The following is a 17996-nucleotide window of genomic DNA, read 5'->3' as shown; positions in this document are numbered from 1 at the left end:
GCGGCGGAGTGATACGCAAATCGAACGTATTTCGCCAGCGCTTTAGTTGCGCCACCCCGAGACGCAGATGCTGCAGGTGCGTCGTACACGCTCCTGTCATATGGACAGAGTTTGATGAGAGAACTCTTTGATCTGCGTGGGGAAAATGACAAGCCAACGCCAACAGTTCGACCTCGCCATCGTTGGCGCCGGCATTGTCGGTCTCGCCCATGCGCTCGCCGCCGTCCGTCGCGGTCTCAGCGTCGTCGTCATAGACCGCGACGCTCAGGCCAACGGCGCTTCAGTGCGTAATTTTGGCTTTGTTACGGTCAGCGGTCAGGAACGCGGCCAGGTATGGCGCCGTGCCATGCGATCTCGCGACATCTGGCTGGAACTGGCCGCGCCCGCCGGCATCAAAGTCATCCAGCGCGGCTTGGTCGTCGTCGCGCGCCGTCCGGAAGCGCTCTCGGTGGTCGAGGCGTTTCTTCAAACCGAGATGGGCGAGGGTTGCCTCCTGCTCGAACCCGATGCGCTTCGCCGCGACTATCCCGAACTGGCGGGCCGGAATTTTGCCGGCGGCCTGTGGAGCCCGCACGATGTGCGTGTCGAGTCGCGCCAGGCCATCCCGCAGCTGGCAACCTTCCTCGCCGAAAAACATGGCGTCGAATTCCGGCGCGAGACGGCGGTACGCTCGATCGAGCCGCCCGATATCGAGACCAGCCGGGGTCCGGTTTTCGCCGGCAAGGTGATCGTCTGCCCGGGCGACGACCTGGCCACGCTTTACCCCGATCGCATCGCGCGATACGGCGTCACCCGCTGCAGATTGCAGATGATGCGCCTTGCCGATCCCGGCTTCCGGTTGCCGGCAGCGGTGATGTCGGATCTTGGGCTGGCGCGTTACAGCGGTTACGCCGCCTTGCCAGAAGCCGCCGCGTTGCGAAGCCGGCTGGAAGTGGAACAAGGCGACGCGCTCGACAATGGCGTTCATCTGATCGTCGTCCAGAGTGCCGATGGTACGCTCGTGGTGGGCGATTCACACCACTACGCGACAACGCCCGATCCGTTCGCCTCGGGGCGTGTCGACGACCTCATCCTTGAGGAGTTCAGCGCCGTCTTTGGTGGCCCGCCGCCGCCCGTGCTGGAACGCTGGACCGGCATCTATGCCTCAGCAACCGGCCAGACAATGTTCGCCGACGCGCCGCGGGAGGGCGTGCGGCTGGTCATGATCACCAGCGGTACCGGCGCCAGCACCTCGTTCGCGATCGCCGAAGAGGTGGTCGACGAGCTTTTCGGTTCAACCACGGCCGACGCCAGGAAAATCGCATGATGCCCACTCAAGGTTTGCTTCGCGCCGTCGTCCTCGACTGGGCCGGCACCGTTGTCGATCACGGTTCGCTGGCGCCGATGGGTGTCTTTGTCGAGGCCTTCGCCGAATTCGGCGTGGCGATCAGCGTCGATGAGGCGAGGGGACCGATGGGAATGGCCAAGCGCCCGCACATCGCAGCACTGCTGGCACAGCCAAGGATCGCCGCCGCATGGACGGAGCAGCACGGTCATGCGCCGACAAATGCCGACATCGACGCCATCTATGACGTATTCGTGCCGAAGAACCGGGCTGTGGCGGCGCGGTTCTCGGATGTCATTCCCGGTGTTGCCGACGTGGTCAAGGCACTGCGGAAGCGCGGCCTCAAGATCGGCACCACAACTGGCTATACGCGCGACATCATGGCGGAGATACTGCCGGTTGCCGCCGCGCAGGGCTTTTCGCCGGATTGCCTGGTCTGCACCGGCGACACACCTGACGGCAGGCCGACGCCGTTCATGCTCTGGAAAGCGTTGACCGAACTCGGCGTCTATCCGCCGTGGCTGTGTGTCAAGGTCGATGACACCGAGGTCGGTATCGGCGAGGGGATCAATGCTGGCGCCTGGACCGTCGGCGTGGCGGTGACCGGCAATGTCTTTGGTCACACGCTGGCGGAGACGCAGGCTATGGCTGCGGATGTGTTCAGGATGAAACGGGCCGAGGCATCGGCCAAGCTCACGGCCGCCGGCGCGCATTTCGTCGTCAAGGGCGTCGCCGATCTGATGCCCGTGATAGCCGCGATTGAAGGCAAGCTGCGGCGCGGCGAAAGGCCCTGATCGCTCACTCGGCCGAGTGCCACCTGCTTTGCAGTACCCTGCGCCGGTATCGCGGGATTGCCCGGTTGTGCCGGCGAGGCGAGGGCAGTTGCGAACGGTTGTCCTCCAGCGATCCGCGAAAAAGATGGCGCGGCTGGGATTAAAATCCCCACATGCTCCGTAAACAGGACATGAAACGGTCGATGCCGCGCTTTGACATCATAGGACAGCTCGGTTCGCTGCGCCGCTACGCGCGCTCGCTGACGCGTGACAGCACGGACGCCGAGGATCTCGTGCATGACGCGCTGGTGCGGGCCTATGAACGGCGCGCCACTTTCCGCTCTAGCGGCAATTTGCGCGCATGGCTGTTGTCGATCGTGCACAACACATTCATCGACAAAATGCGCTCCCGCAAATCCGATGCCGCTCGCCTCGAACAGGCCGGATATCTTGCCGATGGCAGCACACCGGCGCCGCAGGAACACTCCGTGCGCCTGGCGCAGGTGCGCGAAGCCTTCTTCAGCCTGCCGCAAGAACAGCGCTCGGCCCTGCATCTCGTCGCCATCGAAGGGCTTTCCTATCAACAGGCGGCCGATGCCAGCGGCGTGCCGCTGGGAACGCTGATGTCGCGCATCGGCAGGGCGCGCGACGCATTGCGCAAGATGGAGGACGCGGCGCCCTCGAAGACGAAAAACCACCTCAGGATCGTTGGAGGACCGTCATGACTGGAACTGTCGATCCCGTGGCCGACACCGACCTCGACGCCTATGTCGACGACCAGCTCGATGTCGCCCGCCGCATCGAGGTCGAGGCGTTTTTGTCCACCCGTCCGGAGGCGGCGGCGCGCGTGATGTCGGATCTGCGGACCCGCGACGAGCTTCGCGTGGCGCTTGCCGGGTCCAGGGGCATGGCGCGGCCGGCGACCGCCGATGCCGCGCGGCGGTTGGAGAGGGGGCTTTCCCGCGGTCGCATCTTCGGCGTGCTGCAGCGCGCGGCGGCAGTGGCCGCCTTCGTCGCCGCCGGCTGGCTGGCAAACGGCATTATCGGGCCGATGTCGGTGACCAAGGTCGTCGCCTCGCCGCAGCCGCCCGCCTATGTCGACGAGGCGGTGCGGGCGCATAAAACGACGCTGGTGCGCGAGACCATGCCTTCGCAGCCCGAGGCGCCCAACTACAATGCCGGCGAGATCCGCGCCGCGACCGCCATCGTCATGCCCTCGCTGCCCAAGGGCTGGAAGGTGCGCGACGTGCAGATCTATCCGTCGCGCTTCGGTCCGAGCGTCGAGATGGCTGTCGAGACGAATGAGATGGGCCTGGTCTCGCTGTTTGCGATCCGGCCGGGCACCTTTGACGTCGTCAAGCCGACCGTCGCGCCCTCGGGCGACATTTCTTCGGCCTATTTCCAGATCGGCGAGGTCGCCTATGCGGTGGTCGGACGAAGCGAGGTCCGCGATCTCGACCGCGCCGCCGAGACGCTCGCCAAAACGCTTTACTGACCGACCCACGCTTTGCTGACCGATACACAAAGGAGAATTTATTTATATGAACACCCCCAATCTGGGATACCGCGTGGGCGCCGGTGCCCAAACCGCAGCTGTCTACGACGAGGGCCTGCGCCAGCATATGCTGCGCGTCTACAACTATATGGGCGTTGGCCTCGTGGTCACCGGCCTGGTCGCCTTCATGATCTCATCGACGCCCGCGCTCTACGTGCCGATCTTCTCCAGCCCGCTGAAATGGGTGGTGATGCTGGCGCCGCTCGCCTTCGTCATGCTGTTCTCGTTCAAGATGCAGACCATGTCGGCGGCCAGCGCCCAGGCGATGTTCTGGGCCTTCTGCGCGGTCATGGGCCTGTCGCTGGCCTCGGTGTTCCTGGTCTTCACCGGAACCAGCATCGCACGCACCTTCTTCATCGCCGCCACCATGTTCGGTGCCACCAGCCTCTACGGCTACACGACCAGGCGTGACCTGACCCAGTTCTCGTCGTTCCTGATCATGGGCCTGATCGGCGTGGTGATCGCCAGCATCGTCAACATCTTCCTCGGCTCGACCGCGCTGCAGTTTGCCATCTCGGTGATCGGCATCGCCGTGTTCATCGGCCTGACCGCCTGGGACACGCAGACGATCAAGGAGCAGTATGCCGAGAATTTCGACGCGGAATCGCGCCAGAAGCTGGCCGTGTTCGGCGCTTTCTCGCTCTATCTGAACTTCATCAACATCTTCCAGCTGTTGCTGAACTTCACCGGCGAACGCGAGTAACGACTGTCCGCTGTGGGCAGGGGCGAGGACTATCGCCCCTGATGCGGGGAGGTGGCCGGAGGGAGATCCTCCGGCCACAATTCGTTCTGGCAGGACCGGCTACACCTTGAGTCCCCAAGAGCTTTTGCTAGTCTGCCACCGCACCACCCTTCAATACCGACCGCGCGAGGATATGTGGCACAAGACAGCCAAACGCTTCAGGGCGACGGCATCTCGGCGACCATCGTTGCGCAGGGCGCCGAACTGGTTTCGCTGCAAGACGCAGAAGGATTTGAGTTCCTGTGGCAGGCCGGGCCGGAGTGGCGGCGGCATTCGCCGGTGCTGTTTCCGATCGTCGGCCGGCTGAACGGAGATCAGCTGCGCCATCGCGGCCAGACCTACCCGATGACGCAGCACGGGTTCGCGCGCGACAAGCCGTTTGCCTGGGCCCAGAGCGGCCCACAATCCTGCACGCTGGTTCTCACCGACGACGCCGATACCCGCACGCACTATCCATTCGCCTTCCGCCTCGCCGTGACCTACACGCTGGACCGCCGGCAGCTTGGCGTCACGTTCGACATAACCAACACCGGCGAAGAGCCGATGCCGGCGTCCATCGGGGCGCATCCGGCATTCAATTGGCCGTTACTGCCGGATCTGGCCAAGACGGATTACCAGCTGACTTTCGCTGCTGCCGAACCTGCTCCGGTCCGTCGCCTGAAGGACGGCCTGTTGCTGAAAACGCCGCAGCCGACGCCCGTCGAAGGCAACATCCTCGCGCTCTCCGAGCGGCTGTTCGACCAGGACGCGGTCATTCTCGACCAGCCCGCCAGCACCGGCGTGCGTTATGCCGGCGAGCGTGGTCCGGCGATCGAGATGGCCTGGCAGGGATTTCAGGAATTGGGCGTCTGGTCAAAGCCGGGCGGCGCGCCGTTCTTGTGCATCGAGCCCTGGCACGGCATCGCAAGTCCGGTGGACTTCGACGGCGATTTTGTCGACAAGCCGGGCCTGATGCTGATCGCACCCGCCGCCAAGCGCGTGCTGAGCTATCAAATCCGGCTGCTGTGACGCCCGTCATCGACAGCTCAGGCAATAGCGTTGGCCAGCCACACCGGAGGTGTCCAATGAAGCTATACTTCAGCCGCAATCCCAATCCTCGGCTCGCCGTCGCGGTGGCACGCTATCTCGACGCGAATGTCGAATTTGAATTCGCCTCGCCATTCGCTCCGGGGCAGGCCGAGAAATATCGCCTGCTAAACCCCAATCTCTCATTGCCCATACTTGTGGGCGACGGCGGAAAAAGCCTCTGGGAGGCAGACGCCATAGCCTGCCGGCTGTCGTGCGATGTGCGTTCGGATTTCTGGCGCACCGGCGATGACGAGCCCGAGATGATCCGGTGGCTGAGTTGGGGCAAGGAGCACTTCGCATTCGCTTGCGACACGGTGCATTTCGAACGTGGCACCAAACAGCGGTACGGCATAGGCCCGATTGATCAACAGCGTGTGGAGGAGGGGCTGACGCATTTCCGCACGGCCGCTGCAATACTCGAAACAGAGCTTTTCGCACGGGAATGGCTGGTCGGAAATTCGGTTTCCTACGCCGACTTCCGCATGGCGACCTTTCTGCCGTTTAACGAGGCCGCCAGACTGCCGCTCGACGACTATCCCTCTGTCGGCCGCTGGTATCGTAGGCTTGAAGAGATCGAGGCCTGGCGCGATCCCTTCAAGGGATTGGACGCGCCTGAATTGCCGCCGGTCCGAGGGTGAGGCCGAGTCTGGGTATCCTCTGGGCAGCGGAGGGAACCTTGTCGGGCCGTCATGCTACGAGAGGAAGCCGGCGTTCAAACCTGCCGGGTGACGGTTTCGATCACATTGACGAGAGGGCGCGGGGCGGTCAGGGAGCGGGCTCACGCCGCCCGGCTCAATCGGGCAGGCCGGCTAGCCGCAGTGCCTCGACATATCTGACGAAATAGGCCGGCCTGATCTGCCCCACCCGGTGCCTGAGGTTGGAGAGGGTCAATTCGGGATCGAGCTGCAGTGACAGCGCGATGTGCTTGCTCGCGGCATCCAGCCTGCCGGCCATGGCGTTGCTGGCTGCGGCTACGCGTAGACCGGTGAGATAATAGGGCTGCGCGCGGGATGCCGCCTCCGCGATCGGCCAGGCGGCATCATAGCGGCCGGCCACAAAATGGGCGAAGGCCGTGAAGCACTGCATGAAGAAAGTCAGCGGATCGAGCGGGCTCAGCCGCCTTGCCCGCGACAGATGCTCGATCGCGATGTCCGGGTCGTCATGGCAGGCTTTTAGGCAGCCGCTGGCGCTCCATGCGGCGGCGCAGTTGGGGTTAAGCACGAGCGCCCGGTCGGTCAGTGCCGAACCGGCCTCGTAGTCGCCGAAGACATAGCCCAGTGCGAGGCCGCTGAAAGCCAGCGCTACCGCGTCGTCCTGGCCGGCTATGGTGACGTTGCCGACCAGCCGGGAAACTTCGGCGGTCTCCTTCTGCCGGTCCGTCATCCAGCCGTTCGCCATTCGCCAGAAGTAGCACCAAGCGGCAGCGCCCTGTGCGGCGGCAAAGTCAGGGTCGAGCTCAATGGCCTTGTAGAAATGCGGCAGCGCCTCCTCCAGTCCCGCTCTCGTCCAGCGGTAAAGGCTCGCCATGCCGCGTAGGTAATTGTCGTAGGCGTCGAGACTCTCGGTCGGCTTGCGCTTGGCCCGCGCTATCTCGGCCTGTTCGAGCCTGGGCGAAATCGCACCTATGACGCTGGAGGCGACGAGGTCCTGCAGTTCGAACACGTCGGCGACGTTGCCCTCGAAACGGTCGGCCCACAGGCTCGCGCCCGTTGCTGCCTCGATCAGCTGGCCCGCAACGCGGAGCCGGCTACCCGCCTTGCGCACGCTGCCCTCAACCACGTAGCGCACTCCCAGCTCGCGCGCCGCGCGCTTTATATCAACGGCCTGACCCTTGTAGGCGAAAGCGGAATTCCGCGCGATCACGAACAGCCAGCTCACATGAGACAGCGCCGTGGTGATCTCCTCGACCACGCCGTCGGTGAAATAGTCCTGCTCGGCGTCGCCGCTCATGTTCTGGAACGGTAGCACCGCGATCGACGGCTTATCCGGTATGGAAACGACGGGGCGTGCCGGTTCCGCCTCCGTTTCCCGCCGCGGCGCCCCGGCTTTGGGCGGGCCGGAGCTGCTGGACGCGTGCTCGTGCCGATCCTTTGCCTCAGGCGCCTCGATACGCTCGACCAGCGCCTGCGTCGCCTCTTCAGGGGCGACGCCGAGCTCGCGCTTCAGCGCCTCCTCGCAGGCCAGGAACTGGCGGAAGGCGTCGTTGGTCTTGCCGCGACGGCGGAAGATGCGGATAAGCGCCCGGTGGGCCTGCTCGGCGCATGGATCGAGCGCCACCAGCCGCTCCGCCAGCCTTTCGCAAGCCATTTCCTCGCTGGCGTCCGTCTCCGGCAGAAGGCTCAGCCGCTCGGCAAGGTCCAGCGCCTTGCGGGCATAGTTCGCCCGAAGCGGCGCAAGCCATTCGTCGATCTCGCCGGGAAACGACAGACCGTCGAGCAAGTCGCCCCGGTAGAGGTTCGCCGCTGTCGCTAGGCTGGCGCCGTCACTGGCCAGGATATTCCGGTCGAACATCCAGATGTCGGCCTCGTCGGCATTTGCCGCCAGCCATATGGTGTGGGCATTGCCTTCGACACGTATGGCCTCGTCGTCGGTGGGCGGAAACAGCCGCCTGATGTCGACCAACGCTTGGCGCAGGCTGTTCCGCGCCTGCTGGTCGCCGCTGTCGGCCCATAGCATCGCCGCCACCCTCTCGCGGCGAAGGCCCTTGGGCCCGGCCAGAACGAGCGCGGCAAACAGCAACGACGTCTTGCGCGTCGCGAAGTGCAGGGATTGCCCGCCTGAAGAAACAACCTCGATACCGCCAAGCAATGCGATGTGCACCCCGACCCCCTGTAGCAGCCTCGGGTAGAATATCACTTCCCGCCGCCGACTTAACGACGATTTAGCGGCTTCGGCAGTGGTTTCTCCTCCGGTTTCACGCCTAGATGAACATCGACAAAGCGCGCCGGTGGGACACTGCCCTCATGAATTCGAACGAGGGAGAATGAAATGACCTCCATCAGCCACAGGACCTTCCAGCCGACCTCCCGTTTTTCCGTTTTGCTCGCCGGGCATGTCGCGCGTGTCTTCGCAAGGTTTCGACGCCGATATCAGGATTTCAGGCAGCGCAGGGCACTTGCCGGCCTGTCTCTGCCGGAACAAAAGGATCTCGGCTATCTGGCGGATGAGGCGCCGGCGGATGTAGCCGCACGCGGCCGGAACCTATAGCAACTCTAGGGAAGTCCGAGCGGATGTGGTCGATAGGAAGGACTTCCCTTCGGGAAGCCCAATGGATGCGCCTGAATTGCCGCCGGTCCGAGGGTCAGGCCGAGTCTGGGTATCCTCGCGGCAGCGGGGAACCTTGTTGGGCCGTCATGCTACGAGAGGAAGCCGGCTTTCAAACCTGCCGGACGATGGTGCCGATCACGTTGACGAGAAGGCGCGCCGCGGTCAGGGCCGACAGGCTGTCGATATCGGCGGGAGGATAGAATTCGACAAGATCGAATCCTGCGATCCTGGCCCGCCTGCCGAGGCCCGCGATCAGGTCGATCACCTGCGTGTAGGTGAGGCCGCCGGGCGTACGCGCCGCCACGCCCGGCATGATGCTGGGATCGAGGGCGTCGCCGTCCAGCGTGACAACAACCCGCGATCCTTCCGGAATATGCCGCAGCGCGGCTTCGACGCCCTGGGCGTGAATCTCGCGGGCGGTCACGAAGCGGCTGCCATAGCGGCGCGCCGCTTCGATCTCGGTTATGCCTGCGCTGCCGACGCTGCGAAGGCCGACCTGCACCATGCCGGCGACATGCGGCATCTCGCTCGCTCGGCGCATCGGGCTCGAATAGCCGTAGCGCTCGCCATGCACCTCGTCGCGCCAATCGATATGCGCGTCGATCTGCAGGATCCAGACCGGCCCGCGATCCGCAAAGCCGGCGAGGAAGGGAAAGGTCACGGAACAGTCGCCGCCGAGCAGGATCGGTACGGCCGGCAATGCCAGGACCTCGCGCGTCTTCGCCTCGATCCTGGCCCGGTTGCCGGCATTGTCATGCATGGTAGTCGGGATATCGCCGGCGTCGATGCAGCAGCCCGGCTTGCCGTTGAACAGCGGGCCGCCGAGATCGAAATCCCAGTGCTCGACGAGCGCGGCATCGTCCTGGCTCGCAGCGCGGATAGCATCGGCGGCCAAGGCATGGCCGCTGCTGTCCTTGCCGGGATAAGTGCTGCCGTGACCAGCTCCGAAGATCACCGCACTGGGGATGCGGCCATCGGCGAGGCGATCGGGAAAGCCGAGAAAGAGAGATGCCGTCATTTGGTCTTGATGATGGTCTGGCTGAAATTTTGTCGAATGCGGATGTATCAGTTTGGCGAAGCTCTGTGGAGCGAAACGCGCCACCCCAGCTGAAACGCGAAATTGCCTTACCTGAACGGGGACTGGCGATTGATGGCCGAGCTCCCTTGGCACTCCGCCTCGACGGACAATTCCGGCCCTGTTCGGGCGTATTGCATCGCTACTTTATTTTGTTCGTGAGGCAGTATGTTGTGGGCATAGTGAAAGTGAGTCCATCGGGGGTCAGCAGATGAGTGTGATGGTTTTCCGGGCTGGCAGAACCGGCGTGTTGTTTGCAATGCTGATGGCGTCCCTGATCGCATTCACTGCGATCGCCCGGGCGCAGACGACTGCGGCGCCGCCCCCTCCACCTGAAAAAGTCGAGCAGTTGCTGAAATTGCTGAACGATCCCGAAGTCAAGGCGTGGATCGCCGAGAAGGGCGCGGCACCCGCGGCCGATTCGGCAATGCCAATGGGCGCTTCCGCCACTGACTTCATGGTCTGGTCCAACGCCATTCGCGAGCATTTGCAGGGCATTGGCAATGCGGTTCCTGAGGTCCCTGACGAGATTTCCGGCGCAAGCTCGACGATAATGACCGAGATTCACGGGCGAGGGCCGGGAGCGATCCTCGTCCTGTTCGCGGCCTTTGTGGCGCTTGGGTTAGGTGCCGAGTTGATCTTCCGCCGGATCGTCGGCAGGGCTCACCGCCGCAACCCAGCTCAAAGCCCGGAATCGGGCGCACCCGCCCGACATCATGTGATCGCCCGAACGTTGTTCGTCGCCATCGCGCCGCTCGTCGTGTTCGCAATGGCCAGTGTCGGCGCCTTCCTGGCGTTTACCTGGCCACCACTGCTTTCTGCGCTGGTGCTGCCTTTGCTGATCGCTGTCATCGCCTGGCGCGTGATCATGCGGATCGCGTCAGTTATTCTCGGCACGGCGGACGGCAATTTGAACCTTGGAGACCAGCCGAAGGTCCGGCTCATTCCGATGGACGATGTCACCGCGGCTTTCTGGCGCCGCCGCGTCGCGTTGTTTGCTGGCGTATTCTTCCTTGGATGGGCGCTCGCAGGCGAGATGAACATCCTCCACTTCACGCCGAACGTCAGGAATCTCATCGTCTACATACTCGGTCTCGGTCTCCTCGCTGTGTCGATCGAATCCGTATGGCGGCGGCCGGCGGCGGTCGGGGCTTCCAAGGTTTATCGGCTCAAGGAATGGCTGCTGACATTTTTCCTTTGCATGCTCTGGCTCTTGTGGGTCGTGGGGATGAGCACGCTTTTGTGGATTGGCATCTATGGCTTGATCCTCCCACCAATCCTGAGATCCGCCAGTTCAATCACCAAGTCGTTTTTCGCCAGCTCCGACGAGACGACGAAGTCGAACAATGCCATCTTCGAAGTGCTCGTTGAGCGTGGGGCGAGGGCGATCGTTATCGGGCTCGCCGTCGCCTGGCTCGCGACCGTCGTGCGTTTGCGTGCCAGCGGAATGATGGGTGACGAGAGTATAGACCGCATCATCCGAGGGGTATTGAGCGGCATCGTGGTGCTGCTCGCCGCCGATCTCATCTGGCAACTTGTGAAGGGTCTCATTGGCGGTCGCATCGATCGTGCCCGCACGGAGGGCGGCGATGAGGCAGCGCTTGCCCGCAGCGGGCGGCTTTTAACGCTGCTGCCGATCCTGAAGAATTTTCTCGCCGCACTCATTGCCGCCATTGCGATCATGATGGTTCTCTCCGGCCTTGGCGTCGAGATTGGTCCATTGATCGCGGGCGCGGGCATCTTCGGCGTTGCCATCGGCTTCGGATCGCAGTCGCTGGTGAAGGACGTCATCAGTGGTGTGTTCTACATGACCGACGATGCGTTTCGCGTCGGAGAGTATATCCAGAGCGGCACCTACAAGGGCACGGTCGAGTCCTTCAGCATTCGCTCGGTCAAGCTGCGCCATCACCGCGGCCCGATCTTCACAGTTCCATTCGGCTCGTTGGGCGCCGTCCAGAACATGAGCCGGGACTGGGTGATCGATAAGTTCTTCATTTCGGTCAACTACGACACGGACATTGCCAAGGTCAAAAAACTGGTCAAGGGGGTCGGCGCCGAGCTGCTGGCAGATGAGGAATTCGGTCCGCAGATCATCGAGACCTTGAAGATGAAGGGCGTCGAGGCTTTCGGCGATTATGGCATCAACCTCAGTTTCGCGATGACGACCAAGCCGGGACACCAATTCACGATCCGTCGCCGGGCCTATGTCATGATCCGCGAAGCGTTCGCGGCAAACGGGATCGAGTTTGCCTCGCCCACAGTGCAGGTCGCGGCCGGCAATGAGGACCATGGGGCAAGTGCGGCTGCTGCCAGGGATGCGGTGGTACGCAAACAGCTTGCGGAAGCCAAGGCCAAGGAAGGCGAGGAATAAAAGTCGGCAGGCGGAACTTTATCTTGGAGCGAGGCCATCGAGCAGGAAGTCGAGGCCTTTCCTGAAAGCGCCGAGCCAATCGTCATCCAGCAGCAGACGAGAGCGTTCGATTGTCGGGTAGCGTCCGCTGAGAAGCGCAAGGCGCTGCTGCGCGGCGGCCCTGTCGTCCGGCGCGGCAACAGCGATGCCGACCAGGGATGGCGCAGCATGATGGCGCGCCAGTCTTCGAGCATATGAACGACTTCTCTGCGCCAGTCTTGAGATTCAGCCATTTGCGGCGGTTCGCGATATTCGAGCACCGAGTCGAGCGCCAGATCAAAGACATCCTCTTTGTTGTCGACGTGCCAATATAGGCTCATCACGCTGCGGCCAATTGCTCTAGCCGGGTGGCATTACCGCACATCAGAAAGTCGCATAAGATAGATTATGGAACTGACGCGTGTGACGGCAAGCGGAGATTTTCCCGCATTATCAGCCGTTTGGCGCCCATCCGGCTGCAGCAGATAGATGATACCCACAACGCTATGGCGGTCACGCCAACCCGCGATCTCAATATCTCTTCGATTGAGTAGCCCAGGCGTCGTGTCTATCGCGGCAAGTCGATCCGGCATGCACGGCAGCTGAAATCCGTTTTGACCAGACGATTTGGCCGGGCGTCATTCATTGTCGAAATTCCAGTGCGGCCAGCGATGAAGGATTGGCTTCATCACTATGAATCATATGGGATATCTATCACCATGCCGTCATAGGCTGGCTCGACGTTGGCTGGCGTCTCGGCCATCACGGTGGCGTAGTCGAGCGGCACATGCATATGCGTCAGCACGGAGTGCCGTGGCGCCAGCCGCTCGATCCATTCCAACGCTTCGCCAAGCGACAGATGGCTGGGATGCGTCCGGTATTGCAGCGCGTCGATGATCAGCACGTCTAGGTCGCGCAGCCGTTCGACGGTGGCCTCCGGAAAGTCACTGATATCAGGGCAATAGGCGAGCGTGCCGATGCGGAAACCGAGCGATATGATGTCGCCATGCACCTGCGGCAGCGGCTCGAGGGTGAGGGCACCCCCCTCTCCTTCGATGACCACCGGCTTGGCGTGATGGATGACATGAGCGTCGACGATCGGCGGATAAGAACTGCCCGCCGGCGTCTCGAAACAATAGCCGAAGGCCTGCCGCAGGCGCAGCATCGTCGGCTGGTCGGCATGGATATCGATCAGCTGGCGCTGATCGAGGACGAAACCACGCAGGTCATCGATGCCGTGGATGTGATCGGCATGCGGGTGCGTGTAGACGACCGCATCGATGCGCCTGACGGAGGCCATCAGCATCTGCTGGCGGAAATCCGGTCCAGTGTCGATGACGACGCTGGTGCGGCCGCCATCCGCGGCAATCCGCTCGACGAGTGCGGCGGCGCGGGTGCGCCGGTTCTTCGGGTTATCTGGGTCGCAATTGCCCCAGTCGCCGGTGATGCGCGGCGTACCTGGCGACGAGCCGCAGCCGAGAATGGTAAGGCGCAGCCGGTCGGTCATCGTTCAGGCGCTTTGCTCGGGCCAAGCAGTTTGCTCGGGAGGTCGCGGCATCTTGCCGAACAGACGGAAGAAATTGTTCGTCGTCAGATCAGCGATGTCAGCCTCGCTGACGCCGATTGTTTCGGCCAGCACTTTGGCCGTGTGCGCGACATAGGCTGGCTCGTTGCGCTTGCCGCGAAATGGCACGGGCGCCAGATAGGGTGCGTCGGTTTCGACCAGCAAGCGGTCATGCGGCACATCGGCTGCGATGGCGCGTAATTCCGCCGAATTCTTGAAGGTCAGGATACCCGAGAACGATACATAGCCACCGAGCGCAACGCCGATTTCGGCCAGCCGGCGTCCGGACGAAAAACAGTGCAGGATGAAGGGGAAGGCGCCCTTCCTTGTTTCGTCCTCGAGGATGGCTGCCATGTCGTCATCGGCATCGCGCGAATGGATGACCAGCGGCAGCCCGGTTTCCCGCGCGGCGCTAATGTGGGCGCGAAAGCCCTGCGCCTGGGCATCGCGCGGCGCCTTGTCGTAGAAGTAGTCGAGCCCCGCCTCGCCGATCGCCACCACCTTCGGATGAGCCGACAGGCGCACAAGGTCCGCGGCGGTGACATCGAGTTCCTCGGCGGCGTTATGCGGGTGGGTGCCGACCGAACAATACACTTCTTCGAAGGTTTCTGCGATTTCAAGGATTTGCTGAAACCGCTTCACGCGCGTCGAGATCGTCACCATGCGGCTGATACCGGCCGCCTTGGCGCGGGCGACAATGGCTGCCCGCTCCTCGGCGAAGTCTGGAAAATCCAGATGGCAATGGCTGTCGACGAGCATCAGGCGTTCGCATCCGGCTGTTCAACGTAACGCGGAAACACCCCTTCCGGCGCGGGCAAGGCTACTCCCGACACAAGCGCGTGGTCCGCCGCGACATGCACGAAATCGCGGGTGTCCGCCGGCACCGCCAGCAGGTCGAGCAGTTTGTTGGCCGATCCCGGAATGAAGGGTTGGCACAACAGCGCCACGCGCCGGACGAGTTCGGCAGTCGTCCACAGCACGGTTTCCATGCGCGCCGGATCGCTCTTCTTCAGCGCCCACGGCGCCTGGCCCGCGAAATAACGATCGGCTTCCGCCACCACGCCGAAGATCGCCGCCAGCGCCAGATGGATGCCTTGCTCGGCCATGGTCTTGCGCGCCACGGCGAGCACGGCACTTGCCTGATCGAGGATCGCCTTGTCCTCATCCGCCAGGGTGCCGCGTTGGGGCACCACGCCGCCGCAGTTCTTGGCGATCATCGACAGCGAGCGCTGCGCCAGATTGCCAAGGCCATTGGCAAGATCGGCGTTGGTGCGGTTGACGATTGCTTCATGGCTGTAGCTGCCGTCCTGGCCGAACGGCACCTCGCGCAGGAAGAAGTAGCGCACCTGGTCCAGACCGTAGTGCTCGATCATGGTGAAGGGGTCGATGACGTTGCCGACTGATTTCGACATCTTCTCGCCGCGGTTGAACAGGAAGCCGTGGCCGAAGACACGTCTCGGCAGCGGGATGCCGGCAGACATCAGGAAGGCCGGCCAATACACCGCATGAAAGCGGACGATGTCCTTGCCGATGATGTGCGCATCCGCAGGCCAGAAATGCCAATCGTCAGCATTTTCATTGGGATAGCCGACACCTGTGATGTAATTGGTCAAGGCGTCGACCCACACATACATCACGTGCTTCTCGTCGCCCGGCACCGGCACGCCCCAGTCGAAGGTGGTGCGCGAGATCGACAGGTCCTTCAGTCCCGATTTGACGAAGCTCATTACCTCGTTGCGGCGCTCAGCCGGGCCGATGAAGTCGGGCTGGTTTTCATAGAGCGCGACGAGCTTGTCCTGATAGGCCGAGAGGCGGAAGAAATAGCTCTCTTCCTCGACCCATTCGACGGGCGTTCCCTGTGGCCCGTAGCGGACATTGTCTGGGCGGACCTCCGTCTCCTCCTCGCCGTAGTAGGCTTCGTCGCGCACCGAGTACCAGCCGGCATAGCCGCCCTTGTAGATGTCGCCATTGTCGGCCATTGCCTTCCAGATCGCCTGCGACGACGCGTAATGCCGCTCTTCCGTGGTGCGGATGAAATCGTCATTGGAGGCGTTGAGCGCCTCCGCCATGCGCTTGAACTCAGCCGAGTTGCGATCGGCCAGTTCGCGCGGCGAAATGCCTTCGCGCTTGGCGGTCTGCAGCATCTTGATGCCGTGTTCGTCGGTTCCGGTGAGGAAAAAGACTTGCTTGCCGTCGAGCCGCTGGAAGCGGGCAAGCGCATCGGTTGCGATCAGTTCGTAGGCATGGCCGATATGCGGTTTGCCGTTCGGATAGGAAATCGCCGTCGTGATGTAGAACTTGTCGCGTGACATGAATGAACCGTCATGAATGTCTGAATGGAAAGGCGTGGCGGTGGATATCGCATCGGGGCGGCGATTGCCATCCCGAGGCCAATGCATGCCGCCCAAAAGTGGCCCCGGATTTGGGGCACGGCATGCATGAAAAAACCGTCACATTCGCATTGCAGAATTCAGGCGGTCGATCATGGTCAAGGCGTGCTGCTTCTTGTCGAGATTGTAGGTGTCGGTCTCCGATATAGCGTCGAGCGCCTCATGCCAAGTGTCCGACAGCGTTTTGGCCCGTCCGAGGTCACCGGTCAGCGCTGCCTGGCTTGCCGCATCCGACAGAAGCTCCAGCGCCCGGCGGTTGAAGATATCGAACTGGATCGCCTGGTCGCGGCCGGCGACAGCCTCGGCAAGGCGAAACGCGCCGCCGACATCGTTCTTTCTTGCCGCCACCAGCGTATCGAGTGTCGAGGCGATCTCCAGCCCGCCATACTGCGTCAACAGGATCGCGCTGCGCGCGCTGCCCCCTGCCCGCTCGGCCAGCGCCGCGCGCGCGGCAGGATCGTCCGGCGGTGGCGGTTCGGTCGTTTCCAGCACCGCCATCAGGTCGTCGGCATCGAGCGGCGTCAATCGCACCACCTGGCAGCGCGACCGGATTGTCGGCAGCAGGCTGCCCGGCGCATGGACGATCAGGATGAACAGCGTTCGTGCCGGCGGCTCTTCGAGATTCTTCAGCAAGGCATTGGCGGCATTGGTGTTCATGTCGTCGGCCGGGTCCACGATCACAACCCGGTAGCTGCCGTCATGCGAGGTCAGCGACAGGAAGCGGCTGACCTTGCGGATCTCGTCGACGGTGACGACGGTCTTGAAGCTCTTGGTCTTGTCGTTGGGCGGACGGGTCAGATGCAGCACGCAAGGATGCGCGCCGGTGGCGATCTGTCGGAACAGCGACGAGGCCGGATCGGGAATGGCAAGGCTTTCCGGCGCCTGCGCAAAGTACGGGTGCTTCAACAGATGATGCGCAAGATGGAAGGCGAGTGTCGCCTTGCCGATGCCGACCGGCCCGGAGAAGATCAGCGCATGCGGCAGCCTTCCCGCACGATAGGCGGCGGTCAGCATCCCCGCGGCCTGCCGGTGTCCAACCAGACGCGGTGTTTCGGATGGCTCGGGCACGCCGTCCAGCGTGTCGTGCTGCTCGGGTGCGATGCGCTCGAAGATCATGCCGGCGTCGCCTGCCTGTTGCGCGAAGGCGTTCTTGCCTCCAGCGCCGCGAACACGGTGGCGGTCACGACATTCTCGACCGTATCGGGATCGGCGGCGGCGTTAACGACGATGCAGCGTTCCGGCTCGGCCGCCGCGATTGCCAGAAACGCCTCGCGGCGGGCCTGATGGATCGCCAGCCTCTCCTTTTCGAAGCGGTCGGCGATTGCTTCGGTGCCACGCCGCAACGTCGCGCGCCTGAGGCCCTCCGCCGGATCGATGTCGAAGATCAGCGTCATGTCCGGCATCATGCCGTTGATGGCGACCTGCTCCAGCGCATCCATGAACGCCGGGTCGATACCGCCGGTGACGCCCTGGTAGACGCGTGATGAATCCAGGAAGCGGTCGCAAAGCACGATGGAGCCACGCTCGACCGCCGGACGGATGACCTGCTCGACATGGTCGGAGCGCGCGGCGGCGAACAGCAGCGCCTCCATTTTCGGCCCGAATGGTTCGGCGGCGCCTGAAAGCAGCACATGCCTGACAGCTTCGGCGCCAGGCGAGCCGCCAGGTTCACGGGTGGGGAGGACATCATATCCCTTGGCGCGCATCTTCCTGGCCAGCCGCTCGATCTGCGTCGACTTGCCTGCTCCTTCGCCGCCTTCGAAGGTGATGAAAAATCCGCGCGCCAATCGAAAAGCCTTTGCCATGCTTGCGGGTGGTTATAGCGCTCTAGATAGTCCGCGTCGGGGCA

At 63.2% G+C, this 17996-nt stretch carries 16 protein-coding genes and 1 pseudogene; 9 read left to right on the top strand and 8 right to left on the bottom strand.

Annotation, left to right across the window (positions count from 1 at the left end; translation table 11 throughout):
- Window positions 1-145 precede the first annotated feature (145 nt).
- The 7 genes from CGZ66_RS37645 to CGZ66_RS37615 all read left to right on the top strand — a co-directional run bounded on the left by CGZ66_RS37645 (window position 146) and on the right by CGZ66_RS37615 (window position 6100).
- On the top strand, window positions 146-1306 hold the full coding sequence (locus CGZ66_RS37645; RefSeq protein WP_095091610.1) for a TIGR03364 family FAD-dependent oxidoreductase: 1161 nt from the start codon (window positions 146-148) through the stop codon (window positions 1304-1306).
- Window positions 1303-2118 (top strand): phosphonoacetaldehyde hydrolase, encoded by an 816-nt coding sequence (gene phnX, locus CGZ66_RS37640; protein ID WP_095091609.1) that lies wholly within the window; start codon window positions 1303-1305, stop codon window positions 2116-2118. Before CGZ66_RS37645 ends, phnX begins: the two co-directional genes overlap by 4 nt.
- Before the next feature lie 170 nt (window positions 2119-2288).
- Window positions 2289-2822, top strand: coding sequence for a sigma-70 family RNA polymerase sigma factor (locus CGZ66_RS37635; protein WP_425352345.1), 534 nt, complete (start codon window positions 2289-2291; stop codon window positions 2820-2822).
- Entirely contained in the window at window positions 2819-3592 is a 774-nt protein-coding gene (locus tag CGZ66_RS37630) for an anti-sigma factor family protein (protein ID WP_095091607.1), read from the top strand. The genes CGZ66_RS37635 and CGZ66_RS37630 overlap by 4 nt, the downstream gene beginning before the upstream one ends.
- A gap of 46 nt (window positions 3593-3638) precedes the next feature.
- The gene (locus CGZ66_RS37625) at window positions 3639-4355 is read left to right on the top strand and encodes a Bax inhibitor-1/YccA family protein (protein ID WP_095091606.1); all 717 of its coding nucleotides are present in this window, start codon (window positions 3639-3641) and stop codon (window positions 4353-4355) included.
- 174 nt (window positions 4356-4529) lie between these two features.
- A complete protein-coding gene (locus tag CGZ66_RS37620) occupies window positions 4530-5402 on the top strand; it encodes an aldose 1-epimerase family protein (protein WP_095091605.1) in 873 nt (290 codons plus the stop codon).
- A gap of 56 nt (window positions 5403-5458) precedes the next feature.
- Complete coding sequence (locus CGZ66_RS37615; RefSeq protein ID WP_095091604.1) at window positions 5459-6100, top strand: glutathione S-transferase family protein; 642 nt, start codon at window positions 5459-5461, stop codon at window positions 6098-6100.
- A gap of 154 nt (window positions 6101-6254) precedes the next feature.
- Here the strand turns inward: CGZ66_RS37615 and CGZ66_RS37610 are convergent, their stop codons facing one another.
- On the bottom strand, window positions 6255-8282 hold the full coding sequence (locus CGZ66_RS37610; RefSeq protein ID WP_095091603.1) for a BTAD domain-containing putative transcriptional regulator: 2028 nt from the start codon (window positions 8280-8282) through the stop codon (window positions 6255-6257).
- A gap of 168 nt (window positions 8283-8450) precedes the next feature.
- Here CGZ66_RS37610 and CGZ66_RS37605 point away from each other — a divergent pair, with 168 nt between their 5' ends.
- A complete protein-coding gene (locus CGZ66_RS37605) occupies window positions 8451-8669 on the top strand; it encodes a hypothetical protein (protein ID WP_095091602.1) in 219 nt (72 codons plus the stop codon).
- Between the two features lie 169 nt (window positions 8670-8838).
- Here CGZ66_RS37605 and CGZ66_RS37600 read toward each other — a convergent pair whose 3' ends face one another.
- Window positions 8839-9747, bottom strand: coding sequence for an agmatinase (locus tag CGZ66_RS37600; RefSeq protein WP_095091601.1), 909 nt, complete (start codon window positions 9745-9747; stop codon window positions 8839-8841).
- Between the two features lie 268 nt (window positions 9748-10015).
- Between CGZ66_RS37600 and CGZ66_RS37595 the strand changes: the two genes are divergently transcribed.
- A complete protein-coding gene (locus tag CGZ66_RS37595) occupies window positions 10016-12175 on the top strand; it encodes a mechanosensitive ion channel family protein (protein WP_095091600.1) in 2160 nt (719 codons plus the stop codon).
- Between the two features lie 18 nt (window positions 12176-12193).
- Here CGZ66_RS37595 and CGZ66_RS37590 read toward each other — a convergent pair.
- The 6 genes and pseudogenes from CGZ66_RS37590 to tmk all read right to left on the bottom strand — a co-directional run.
- Window positions 12194-12558 (bottom strand): annotated as a pseudogene (locus tag CGZ66_RS37590) (TetR family transcriptional regulator); the annotation flags it as partial.
- Between the two features lie 326 nt (window positions 12559-12884).
- A complete protein-coding gene (locus tag CGZ66_RS37585; RefSeq protein WP_095091599.1) occupies window positions 12885-13700 on the bottom strand; it encodes an MBL fold metallo-hydrolase in 816 nt (271 codons plus the stop codon).
- 3 nt (window positions 13701-13703) lie between these two features.
- Complete coding sequence (locus CGZ66_RS37580) at window positions 13704-14516, bottom strand: TatD family hydrolase (RefSeq protein WP_095091598.1); 813 nt, start codon at window positions 14514-14516, stop codon at window positions 13704-13706.
- Window positions 14516-16069, bottom strand: a complete 1554-nt coding sequence (metG, locus tag CGZ66_RS37575; protein ID WP_095091811.1) for a methionine--tRNA ligase — start codon at window positions 16067-16069, stop codon at window positions 14516-14518. Before metG ends, CGZ66_RS37580 begins: the two co-directional genes overlap by 1 nt.
- Before the next feature lie 138 nt (window positions 16070-16207).
- Window positions 16208-17263, bottom strand: coding sequence for a DNA polymerase III subunit delta' (locus tag CGZ66_RS37570; protein ID WP_095091597.1), 1056 nt, complete (start codon window positions 17261-17263; stop codon window positions 16208-16210).
- Window positions 17260-17934, bottom strand: coding sequence for a dTMP kinase (gene tmk, locus CGZ66_RS37565; RefSeq protein ID WP_167392398.1), 675 nt, complete (start codon window positions 17932-17934; stop codon window positions 17260-17262). Before tmk ends, CGZ66_RS37570 begins: the two co-directional genes overlap by 4 nt.
- Between the last annotated feature and the right edge of the window lie 62 nt (window positions 17935-17996).

It is taken from the genome of Mesorhizobium sophorae, from assembly GCF_002270415.1.
GTDB lineage: Bacteria > Pseudomonadota > Alphaproteobacteria > Rhizobiales > Rhizobiaceae > Mesorhizobium > Mesorhizobium sophorae.
The sequence above is the reverse complement of the archived record's forward strand: the minus strand, read 5'-3'. Positions and strand labels throughout refer to the sequence as shown.